Origin of the sequence: Hymenobacter montanus (genome assembly GCF_014699115.1) — a bacterium.
GTDB classification, from domain to species: domain Bacteria; phylum Bacteroidota; class Bacteroidia; order Cytophagales; family Hymenobacteraceae; genus Hymenobacter; species Hymenobacter montanus.
This window is the reverse complement of record NZ_JACXAD010000047.1, coordinates 1-10,938: the sequence shown is the minus strand read 5'-3', so window position 1 is coordinate 10,938 and position 10,938 is coordinate 1. Positions and strand designations below refer to the sequence as shown.

The 10,938-nt window shown below is 58.3% G+C and carries 8 protein-coding genes; 2 read left to right on the top strand and 6 right to left on the bottom strand.

All coding sequences use genetic code 11. The features are described from left to right. Nucleotides 1-1,022: 1,022 nt before the first annotated feature. Nucleotides 1,023-3,173, top strand: a complete 2,151-nt coding sequence (locus IC235_RS21910; RefSeq protein ID WP_191007356.1) for an FUSC family membrane protein — start codon at nucleotides 1,023-1,025, stop codon at nucleotides 3,171-3,173. Nucleotides 3,174-3,504: 331 nt separating this feature from the next. On the opposite strand, the gene IC235_RS21905 is transcribed toward IC235_RS21910, so the two are convergent. After that, the gene (locus IC235_RS21905) at nucleotides 3,505-4,302 is read right to left on the bottom strand and encodes a M57 family metalloprotease (protein ID WP_191007355.1); all 798 of its coding nucleotides are present in this window, start codon (nucleotides 4,300-4,302) and stop codon (nucleotides 3,505-3,507) included. A 381-nt stretch (nucleotides 4,303-4,683) separates the two neighbouring features. Between IC235_RS21905 and IC235_RS21900 the strand changes: the two genes are divergently transcribed. Continuing rightward, on the top strand, nucleotides 4,684-4,962 hold the full coding sequence (locus IC235_RS21900) for a hypothetical protein (protein ID WP_191007354.1): 279 nt from the start codon (nucleotides 4,684-4,686) through the stop codon (nucleotides 4,960-4,962). Nucleotides 4,963-5,141: 179 nt separating this feature from the next. On the opposite strand, the gene IC235_RS21895 is transcribed toward IC235_RS21900, so the two are convergent. The 5 genes from IC235_RS21895 to IC235_RS21875 all read right to left on the bottom strand — a co-directional run bounded on the left by IC235_RS21895 (nucleotide 5,142) and on the right by IC235_RS21875 (nucleotide 10,743). Further along, nucleotides 5,142-8,240, bottom strand: a complete 3,099-nt coding sequence (locus IC235_RS21895; protein WP_191007353.1) for a DEAD/DEAH box helicase — start codon at nucleotides 8,238-8,240, stop codon at nucleotides 5,142-5,144. Nucleotides 8,241-8,390: 150 nt separating this feature from the next. After that, entirely contained in the window at nucleotides 8,391-8,720 is a 330-nt protein-coding gene (locus tag IC235_RS21890) for a hypothetical protein (RefSeq protein ID WP_191007352.1), read from the bottom strand. Between the two features lie 3 nt (nucleotides 8,721-8,723). After that, on the bottom strand, nucleotides 8,724-9,353 hold the full coding sequence (locus IC235_RS21885) for a hypothetical protein (protein WP_191007351.1): 630 nt from the start codon (nucleotides 9,351-9,353) through the stop codon (nucleotides 8,724-8,726). Between the two features lie 53 nt (nucleotides 9,354-9,406). After that, nucleotides 9,407-10,054 carry a BRCT domain-containing protein gene (locus IC235_RS21880; protein ID WP_191007350.1) on the bottom strand — a complete coding sequence of 216 codons (648 nt, stop codon included), beginning with the start codon at nucleotides 10,052-10,054 and terminating at the stop codon, nucleotides 9,407-9,409. 152 nt (nucleotides 10,055-10,206) lie between these two features. After that, on the bottom strand, nucleotides 10,207-10,743 hold the full coding sequence (locus IC235_RS21875; RefSeq protein ID WP_191007349.1) for a 2'-5' RNA ligase family protein: 537 nt from the start codon (nucleotides 10,741-10,743) through the stop codon (nucleotides 10,207-10,209). Nucleotides 10,744-10,938 lie beyond the last annotated feature (195 nt).

Below are 10,938 nucleotides of genomic sequence, written 5' to 3'. Positions count from 1 at the left end.
CAACGCCGCCCATGCCCGGTCACTGATTTCATCCAGATTGCTCACGAACCCAAAGATAATTGTCCGTACAGCCTAGTACACCTGCTGCCGCAGCCCGGGCAAGCCAGTTTACTACCCGCCCAGAGGGGCCACCGGTCGCCGGGGGGTATTGGTCGTTAGCCCGCCCGTACAGCGGGGTGAGGCCGCCGGGCTGGGGCTGATTGTGATGCAGGAGCCGCGCGGGCGGCTGACAGCCTGTGGGGCCAGCGAGTTGCCCCGCGACAGAGCGACCCAGCCTGCGAGCCGAAGCTTCAGCGGCACTGGTAGAGGAGGCGCAAGGTGTCGTCTGTAGCGCTATCCGGGAAATTCAGATAGGCAATCACTTGGTCGGCCGGCACCATCGCGTAGCTGCTGTAATGGGCAGGCGCAGTAGGCGCGCTCAGCGGTCGTAACTTGGACAGATTGTGGTTTCATATGTAGAAAGTAAGGTCAGCCAATGATTAGCTCCGGTAATACTACAAACTTGCCCAAGAGGCATCTCTCCCCCTAATACCGGACGCACCCGCTTGGATGAACAACCTCAGCAGTAGGACAAACGACAAAATCCCTTGTTCCTAAGCACCTATCCGAAAAATGCCAGTCCTAGAAAAATAGCACGTCCGGCTCCTCTGGCGTTTGCGAAGTCGCAGCCTCCCGACCGCGAGAGTAGATCCAACCGAATGATTTACTGCTCGGTAAAGATGCTTCGACAAGCGGACGCCAGAGGAGCCGGACGTGCTGCTTATTTTCCGGATAGGCGCTAAGTGCGGAGGCCCCGGCTAAGCTGGTGAGCCGGTCACGAACTCACCTGAGACGACGGTACTACCTACTTCCAACCGCACCCATACCGCGGTGGTTAGCTCGCGCTGGATTCACTGTCTTCGGAAACCTCCCTTAGCCAAACACTATCATCTCATCAAGTCAGAATGGGGTTGGCAAAGGCCCGGTAGAAAGGCTGATAAGCTAGCTTTGTGCGTTACTTGCCGCATCACCCGCTTTGAGGCATGAACCAGCCAACGCGTAGCCTGCACTACTTCTTTACCGGGCAGCCTTTCTCCGATGGGGTTCGCACGACGCTGGCCATCTTGCTGCCCGCGCTGCTGCTGGCCCAGTGGGGGCAGTTCGAGGTGGGCCTCACCATTGCCACCGGGGCCGTCTGCGTGAGCGTGACCGACACCCCGGGTCCGCCGGCCCACCGCCGCAACGGCATGCTGGCCGCGCTGGGGCTGGTGTTCGGCACGGCCTTGCTCACGAGCGTAGCGGCCACCAGCGGGTGGCTGCTAGGGCTGGAGATTGGGGGGCTCAGCTTCCTGCTGACCATGTTTCTGGTGTGGGGCGCCCGGGCAGGGGCGGTGGGCACGGCCGGCCTGCTGAACGTGGTGCTGCTGCTGGCCCATCCCCCCGCGCTGGGCCAGGCGCTAAGCCACGCGGGGCTGTTGCTGCTCGGGGGGCTCTGGTACGCGGGCCTGGCCGTGGTGGCCTACCAGGTGCGGCCCTACCGGCCGGCCCAGCAGGCCCTGGGCGAGTGCGTGCACGCGCTGGCGCGGTTCCTGGAGCTGAAAGCCCGCTTCTACAACCCCGCGACCGACCTCGACGACGACTACCGCCGCCTCGTGGCCCAGCAAGTGGTGGTGAATGAAAAGCAGGAAGCGACCCGCGACTTCCTCTTCCGGACCCGCCAGATTGTGAACGAAACCACCAGCACGGGCCGCCGCCTGGTGCTCACCTTCATCGAGACGGTGGATTTGTACGAGCGCATCACCGTGAGCTACTACGACTACCGCACGGTGCGCGAGGCGTTCGGGGCCAGCGGCGTGCTGCTGGAGGTGGCCACGCTCATCCGCCACATCGCCACCGAGCTCGACCACCTCGGCATCGCCATCCAGGCTAACCGGCCTTACGAGGGCCCCGGGCCCGACCTGACCGCCGAGTGGGGGCGCCTGCAAGCCCGCATCAGCACCCTCAAAGCCGACTCCCCCGCCGAAGGCAGTCCGCGGGTCCTGCAGAAAATCCTGGTTAACCTGCGCGACATCATCCGGCGCGTGGGCAACATCCGCCGCTACTTCGACGAAAGCCTGACCGCCAACGCGCCCGCCCCCAACCGCGCCGCCGACCACGCCCGGTTCGTGGCCCACCAGGAAATCGAGCGGCAGGCCCTCAGCCAGAACTTCACGCTGAAGTCCTCCGTCTTCCGCCACTCCGTGCGCATGATGCTGGCCTGCCTCGCCGCCTTCGCCGTGGCCGAATGGCTCTGGCACAGCCGCCACAACTACTGGATCCTGATGACGGTGACCATTATGCTCAAGCCCGGTTTCAGCCTCACCCGGCAGCGCAACACCGAGCGCATCGTCGGCACCCTGGCCGGGGGCGCGCTGGGGGCGGCCATGCTCTGGCTGGTGCCGTGGCCCTACGCCCGCTTCGCGGTGCTGGTGGTGTTTATGGTGATCGCGTACAGCTTTCAGCGCACCAAGTACGTGGTGACAGTGATATTCCTGACGGCCTACCTGCTCATCCTGTTCAGCTTCCTGGGGCTCAACTACCTGGGCGTGGCGGAAGAGCGCATCATCGATACGCTCATGGGCTGCGCCATTGCCTTCGGGGCCGGTTACTTCCTGTTTCCCAACTGGGAGTCGGAGCAGCTCACCGACCTGATGGCGGCGGCCCTGCGGGCTAACCTGGCTTACCTGCGGCAACTGGCCAGCCGCCTGGCGGGCCGGCCCCTGCCGCCCAACGAGTACCGCCTGCTGCGCAAAGCCGTGTACGTGAGCGGGGCCAACCTCGCGGCGGCCTTCCAGCGCATGCTCACCGAGCCCAGGAGCAAGCAGCACCGCCCCAGCCAAATCTACGAGTTCGTGGTGCTGAACCACATCCTGTCGTCCAACATCGCCGCCCTCACCGATACGCTGCGGCAGGCCGCGCCCGCCGTGCCGCCCTTTCCGCCCGAGAGCCGCCGCGCCCTCACCAGTGCCCTGGCTGGCCTGCAGAAAAGCCTGGCCCGAATCGCGCCCGCCCCGGCCGAGCCGGCCCCCGAGCTGGGCCCCGCCGAGCCCACGGTGCCCGTCGCGCCCGATGATAAGCTGCTGCTGGAACAGCTCACCTTCCTGCAAAAAGTGAGCGGCGACATTAGCCGGGTGACGGAGGTGCTGGTGAGTTAGCCCCGGAGCCTAAGTAAGCGTCCGAAAAAGCACGGCCTGCTTCATCTGGCGTCCTGCTGAGGCAGGACGCCAGATGAAGCAGGCCGTGCTAAAATACTACAATTACTGCTGGTTGACTACTTACCTGTGAGAAGAGAAGAAAACCCGGTCTTCTTGTACAGAGGGCGCGATTCTCTGTCAGGAAAAATCAAGTTTCTTGACCAAGCCAGGTTGACTTTCTGCCTGGTCTTTTCTCCTGGCGTCATAAGGGGTTCTGCTTCGGGTTGCGCAGTGCTTTGCGAAGTGCCCGAAGCAGAACCCCCCAACTAGTGGCTTAGTACAGCCTATGCACTTAGTACAAGTAGTTTAGCGCCTTTACGTCGTTGGCGGTGAAGGGCCGGTCGCCGCCGTCCTGACAGGCCAGCATCCAGGATTTCGCCTCGAAGCCGGCGGAAGTTCCTGGTATAAACACGGCGCCAGCCGAGCCAGCCGATTCGCCTCCTCCGCTGCCGCAGCTCCGGCGCGTGGCGTAATCGGTGTGCCGAAATCCGATGCAGTGCCCCATCTCGTGGGACAGCACCGTCGCCGCGTAATTCACGCTGTTGATATTACCCAGCGAGGCCGGGTTCGCCTTGATGGTGCCGTACGGGTTGCCGCCGCTGGGAAAGCCCGCGACCGCGCCGCCCTCGCTCCACTTGAGCACTTTGATCATGCCACCCGATGAAACGCGCCTAAAAGTTACGCGCAAGTTCTGCGCGTTATAGCGACGAATCGCTTCGTCGAGCCCTCTTTGGTACGAGACCGGGAAATTAGCCACATCCATGCTAACGGTTATTTGCCGAGGCAACCCGCTCACCAGGTTATTGGTGTGGTACTGCTCCTCGTCTCCCACGCGTAGGTTCGTGGTGCTCGGCTTAGCGGTCAAATCAGCCGGCGTCAGAAAAATGTCGTTTTCGACCACGTACCCGCCTTCTGTGCGGCGTGCATCAAGGCTGGAGAAGCCCAGTGCTTTGATCTGGGCGCGAACCGCATCGGTAATGGGCTCTTCTGAAGGAGCGGAGGGCTCCACTGCCTTCTTCTGGCAAGATTCCGTGAAAAGAGCCGCCGTGGCCAGAAAACCTAAGGCTACATACTTAAAGTGTGTATTCATGTTGGTGTAGAGGAATGGGTAAAAAAGGAAAGTGGCTGAAAGCAGACTTGCCCAAAAAGCCCAAAATCAGGCGTGGCAAGCGAGATACTTCTTAAGCAAAGCTATCCCGGCTTCCGACCGCTTCCTCATCCCGGCAAGGACCGCTTGGACAAACGACGTGCAGCTCAGGACGAACAGCAGGATTAGTTGGATCTAGTTGAGTCCAGTCCTCACCGATCAGTGTGTAGCCACAGCGCTTTCAACGTCAGGGCACGGCTTTGAGGAAGTTAAAAGCGAAGAGTTAACAAGCTGACACCCCATCTTTTAACTCGTTACGGTGAAGGTGAAACTGCTCTAAGAAGCTGTTTAAGTTATTTTCCATTGTAAATCAGCCTCTTGCAAATGCACAATGGACTTAACGACGCCGACTGGCCCACGCCTGCACCCGGTGTATTTCGTGGCCACCAAGCTCGTGGGCCTGCGGACCTGCGGCTGAGCCAAGACTTGGAGGACTTGGTGCATGTAGTCGACAACCACCGCGAGCTGACCAGCGAAGTAGCGGCTGCGGCGGCCGAGGTACAGGCGGCCATCAAGCAGGGGCTTAGCCTACCCGGATTTTCGAGAGGTCGTAAAATGGACCTTGCCTTACGGCTCGGGACACGAGCGTCGGTTAGAGATTGAACGGCGCCTAGAAAATATCGCTGGTTGTGGGGCTAGGTGAAAGCAAGGAGCACGGGTAAATATTAGATTAGTACCGATAATCGGTCCCAATTGTATGCCAGTGCGCCTACTGAGACGAACTGTCAAGCGGCCTACATTAAAAGGTGACCCTGCCTATAAACAGTTGACGAGTGGTTCCACTACGGGCGGCAGAAAACTTTGAACAGTCCGCCTATAGCGGATACACTGCTCCATGTGGAATGCAACAGGTAGATAAACTGAATTATCTGACCTTTGGGTTTAGGCTTGAGGCGCTCCCGCTCGAAAACCTGCTTAGACATTCCGTCCCCCATGACAATCCACACTTCGCGGGTAGCTGATGGATGACGCACAACCTTGTGAATCTCCTGCCACAGCTTTTGTCCAGTCAGGCTGGTAGAATTTACCCGGGTGCGTGGACTCACTTGCCCAACGTCCTTGAGTTTCCAGGCTTTGGTCCAGATTCGGGAGTCTTTTAACTTGCCGTCCCACTGCGGATTTAAAACGCCCAGGTTTTTGACGGCTTGCCCGCATACCTCGTGGAACGCAGAAGCGGATATTTGGTCAGTGGCCTCTTTGTATTTGGCGTGAATGAGGGCAATGCGCGGAGGATTCAGCTGCACCGCAATAAAATCCGCCAGTTCGTTACCCAAGTCGTCGCAGATTAAAATGTCCGGGTTAAAGGTTTGAGATTGAAACAAAGACGATAATGGTTGCCTATCGTCGATGTAGTTGAACAAGCTGCCTGGCTGCCAAGCAGCGGTGCTAGTCCAAGTGGGATGATTCTTTATGCCTTTCTCACTGGTTATGTTAGCCAGCGCCGGTAAGCCAATGAGAATATCCACCAAGTCAATTTTACCCGTGGAGCGGCGCCCCCAGAGGGGCAGCCGTGACTTGAAGAACTGGCCGTGCGCGTAGATAAAGCCGTCCTCGATAATTATCCGGAACGCCTGTCGAGCGTTCAGGAAATGCAGGACACTCTGCCGGCGAGTAGCCTGCGCGCCCTGATGAGCATGCAGTTGCGCCAGGTCGGAAGAAACCAACTCAAACCGCTTCCGTTCGGCATGGTAGAGTAAGCGAACCTGAATGGTATTGTTATTCACCCTACATTCAAATTGGTCGTTGGTAACGTCCGCACAGGTATCATCAAAATGCAGTTCGACTGGACTGTCTGTGCCCACCGATTCAAGCGTGACATACTCATCCTGGATGTCTTCCATATCCAGCAGGATGTGGCTCGGCTGAGGATTGACGGGCGCGGGACAGTAGGCCGCGTATCGATTAAATAAGTCCGCCCCCTTGGTTTGATTGGCATCCAACTCCGTGGCCACTTCATCCAGCCACTGAATGTAGTCCCGGTAATGCACGGGGTCGGTAGTAAGCTGCGTGACGCGGCCTCGGGTAAAGCCAACATACCGGCGACGGAACACTTGGTTGCCGGTATTAACGGTACCGGACACCGTCGAGCAAAAGTGCGCGTAGTCGGCCAGCCCCGGGGCCAGGCTCTCAACTGCGCGGGCGCTGAGGCTGCGGCGACGGACGCTAAAGTTGCCCAGGTCGCTGTTCAGCAGCGACACCTGCGATACCCGGGAGGCCCCTGCGGGCAGCAGCCGCTCCAGTTGCTCGGGAGCTACCCGCTGGGCATGCTCCAGTAGGTAAGCGGGCGTTGCGCCCGAAGTATTGTAGAAAAACAGCCGTCCGCCTTGCTGGCGGATAATGGCGTAGCCCAGATTGAATTCCAAAAACGTCTGGTCAAACAACAAAGGAGAGGTATGGCACTTCGCATACAGCAAGACAATGGTCCCCGGCTCCGGGCTAACCTCATTGGTCAGTACGTAGTCATCTTCGTCCAATTCCTCCGCTAACTCGTCGCGTAAAGCTATCAATGAAAAGGTTACTGCTGGCCTAAAGATGCTGGCTGTTAGCCGAAAGGCCAGGTGTTCATGAAACTGCGGATTGTCAGCCGAAAAGCGCTCGCGGTAATTGCCATCCAAGTAAACCAAGTGGTTTTGAATCTCGCTGACCCGTGCGAACATCTCCTTTGGGCCGGCTTCGTGGCGGCCTCCCCCCAACCCTGCCTCGTAAGCAACATAGGCTTGCCACTTAAAGCGCAGCTTGTGGCGGGGGTGGCTAAACACGTACGCCTGCTGGTCGGGCTGCCGCCCCGGGTTGCGCAGGATGCGTCCCACTTGCTGAATCAAGGCCCGGGAGTTGGCCAGGGGCTGGTAGACGGCTAATAAGCAGAACGCCGGGTCGTCAATTCCCTCAATAAGCTTGTTTTGGTGCACCCAAAAAACAGCTGCATTCTGGCCTGGGTCGGGCACAGTCCGGTAGGAGGACCGCTCGTCATCGTCGGAAAAGTTGTCGTGCACCTCGACGACGGCATGGCCGTGCCGGCGCAAGTGAGCCGTGACCTCCCGGATGTCATCGCTAGTGGCGCAACGGACAATTACGCGCGGTTGCGTGACCGCTGAAGGTTTAAGGGATTGAAAATCGCCGGTAAAAAAATGGAGCAGTGCATCGATAAAGGCCTGCGGACTTTCCCCGTAGCTCACCTCTCGAAACTCGACGTGGCGGATGAAGTTGCCCGCTACGGCCGACTGGTGCAGGAACTGATATGCGTGGGCGTCGGCGATGTTAAAAAGCCGGTGGTCGTTACGATACGGCGTGGCCGTAAACAGCACGGTTGGCTTGCCAAGCGATCGCACTGCTTTCGCCCACTGCGGAGCGGGTTCTCGGTGCCCCTCGTCTACGAGTACCAAATCAATTTTAGCTTGCAGCGCGGCATAACTACCGGGGTATTTTGAACCGGCGTTGAGGCTGGCCGCGTGCAGACGTTCCAGCGATTGGTTGGTGCAAACAAAGACAGCCGGCGCCCCGCCGGCCTTGATAAGCACCTTAGCTGCCTCGGCTGCTCGAAACTCATAAACGGATTTTAAAGCCGGCCATGCGGTAATGCCTAACTTGCGCCATACTTCGGCAGCAATCTCTGCTTTCAGCTGCTTAGTGAGTTGCACCCACGGTGCAACTACCAGCACGCTGTGCACATTGGGCATTAATTGGGCTATTGCCGCCATGATGGCCGTTTTACCACTTCCCGTGGGCATACGTACCAGCGCAGCAGCCGGCACGCTTGCCGTCAGGTAATCTACCACCAATTGAGTTGCTTCGACTTGGTGAGGCCACAGGTTCACATTAGACCAGGCCGGAGGAGCCGGAGTGGGCTGCTGGGTCGCAGAACCAGATGCAGGAGAAACCATCCGACGAAAGAAATATGCTGGTGTAAGTGAGTATTGTGCTGAGGATATGGAACTTGCCTCCAAAAAAAGTACAAGTCAACATCAATCAGCAGTTTGTGCTTGGCAAGAACAGCTCTTGTCTATCCTTTTCCAGAAGTCGGCTTTAAGCTGTCATTGCCAGAAATGGGTGTAGACCATCTCGGCTTCCAGTCGCAGCGTTTCATGCTGTTTAGAGAAAACAAAAACCCGGCGGTCCTCCTCCGATGCCTGCTCATAGTCGGCAGTATAGCGCGGTAAAAGCAGTTGATTGAGTCCCGTTGGAGCGGGCTCAAGCTTCACCGAGCTGGCAGATTCTACCTCTTTTCCAACCAAGTTGCCTTTCCCAGTTTCCATGCCCGTTACTGCCAGCAGCAAGGGCGGCGCCATTTGGTGGCGCGAAACAACATCGAGGATGTTCGGGATAAGCGGGGAAAAAGCCCAAATAACTCGCCACTCGTTCATCACTCAATGGGCCCGCAGTGGCCAGGCCCGGGTGAGGAGAATGTTGCTGCCTTTCCATTCCAAGCCCATGAGTCCCTCTCCCAGTGCTTGGCACTGCTGTTCCAGCTGTGATAAATAATCCGCCGCACGCATGACTGCGGCTTCGTCCAGAGAAAGCAGGTTCAGCAGATTTACCAGCGGCTGAACGTGATGACGCAGCATGGTCCCGGCGTGACTGTAGTGCCCCGGGTGCGCAACCAGGTTACGCAAGGTGCGCGCATGGTCCAGCGGGTTTTGAAACTGCCCGGCTTTATGAGGCTCCAACTGGGCTAACTCCTCAATCAGTTTCTGCAGGTGCTTGGCGCGCGGCCGCCCCGTCGCATTCGTTGTAGAAAGGGTTATGCCTACCTGGGCACAACGCAGCTTGACGGCCATTTCCACAAGGAACAGCAGCTTCGTGATGGACTCATCGTAGAGTGGATAATGGTGCCAGGCCTGGGCCATGAGCTGGCTTGCGGTGGCATAAGCGCGTAGGATATCCTCTGGCACGCCGGCGTGAAACCGCGCTTCGAAGACGTACTGCTGCACGTAGTCTTCCCGGGCTTTAATGCCAAAATATTCCCAGATCGCATCCGGCCGGTACCAATCCTTCATAAGTAGCGCACGCATTCGGGCGCTTCGTGCCCGAACGCGTGTTTTAAGTTGGTTTAGCGCACGTACTGCTTCCAGTGCTCTTCCGAAATGATACTGATGGCCGTGCCTTTCTCCCGGAGCTGGACGGCTTTCTCAATCTTGCGGCCGTGGCTGGTGTTCACCCAGTCCCGGCTGGCGAAGACGCCGATGACCACATAATTTGTTGCCTTGGTCGGCGCGGTGTCAATGGGCTGGCCGCCCAGGGCGGCGATGGCATCGAATACTGCAGTCCGCGCCCCGAATGCAAACTTTCCGGTCACCACAAATTGCTGATTCGCGAATACTATAGGCGGCTGCGGTACGCAGAGCGGCAGGGTGGTCGACAAGTTTTCGGCCATGGGCAGCGGCTCTTCCGTGAAGCCACAGAGCGCTTCCATTACGTCTTTCAGCTCTGCTCTTTCTTCCACGTCACAGACACCGTCGGCAAAAATGCGCTCAAGGCGCTGGAGAATATCCGTGAACGGCCACACGGGTTCGGCGGGCGCGTGCTTGCGTACCCACTCCGCGAAGAAGACGGCCTCGTTCTCGTTCACTTCGCCATCGGCCAGGATGCCGGTGCAGATGCCCACTAACTGGTCCACGGCCTTGGCCGCGTTATTGGCACGCTGAAATAAACGAACGGGCTGCCCATGGGCATCTCGAAGGGTAGAATGTGTGGGCATGTGGAAACAATGGTGGAAATTAAGGTTGAAAGATAAGCTGTTGCTGAGTGGATTTGAAAGTAAATCATCAAGCCTTCTCCAACTTTATCAGACCGTCGTTTTTCAGGCGGGCTTCCGTGGACACGCCGCACAGCAGCGGGCCTGTCTCGTTGTCATGCGACGGATTTCCCGGCTAAGGGCACATCCAAGTAGGGTTCGTAGGCTTGGTTTGTGCCGCTGGACCGGTACACCCGTACGATTTGCGCGACGAAGTCTACTGGTTGCCGCCAGCGCTCGGACGCGCACTGGTGCACACTTGTGAGTGTAGCAGCATTCATTCTTTCGCTCAAGTGCGCGAGGGTGAGGTGTGGCACATAGGCGGGGCCTTCAAAAAAAACAGTGCGCTCGGCGAGCGGCGGGTTGATGATGGCCAGCAGCGACTGATGTAGCGCCAGCACGCCAGCGGACACCACCCGCCAGTACACGACCGAGGAAGAAAATTGCCCAATGCCATCGAGGCAGACGGGTACGGGAGCAGCGCCCTGGCAAAACGCTTGCACTTGGGGAAGCCAAAGCCGCGCTGTAGACAAGGAATTGGGAGCCTTAACAGTAATGTGGGCAGGCAAACCTATCGGGCCCCATTCAGCCCGGAACAAGTCTATTTGCTTTGCTAATTCGGTTGGCGGCACTAGTGCAAGGAAATACTTCATATGACAGGATGGCATTTCAAGGCCTTCGCCTTACCCGCAGAGTAATAGGCAAATTGGCAGATGCGATTCGCACTATAACGCATCAACGGCTTAAGTAGTCGGTTCAGCCAATGCATGAACTAGGCTGTGTCTGAAAAGTGGCGCTGCAGGATACGCCGAATACAGGCCAGTTGCGCCATACTGAGAAAGTGCTGG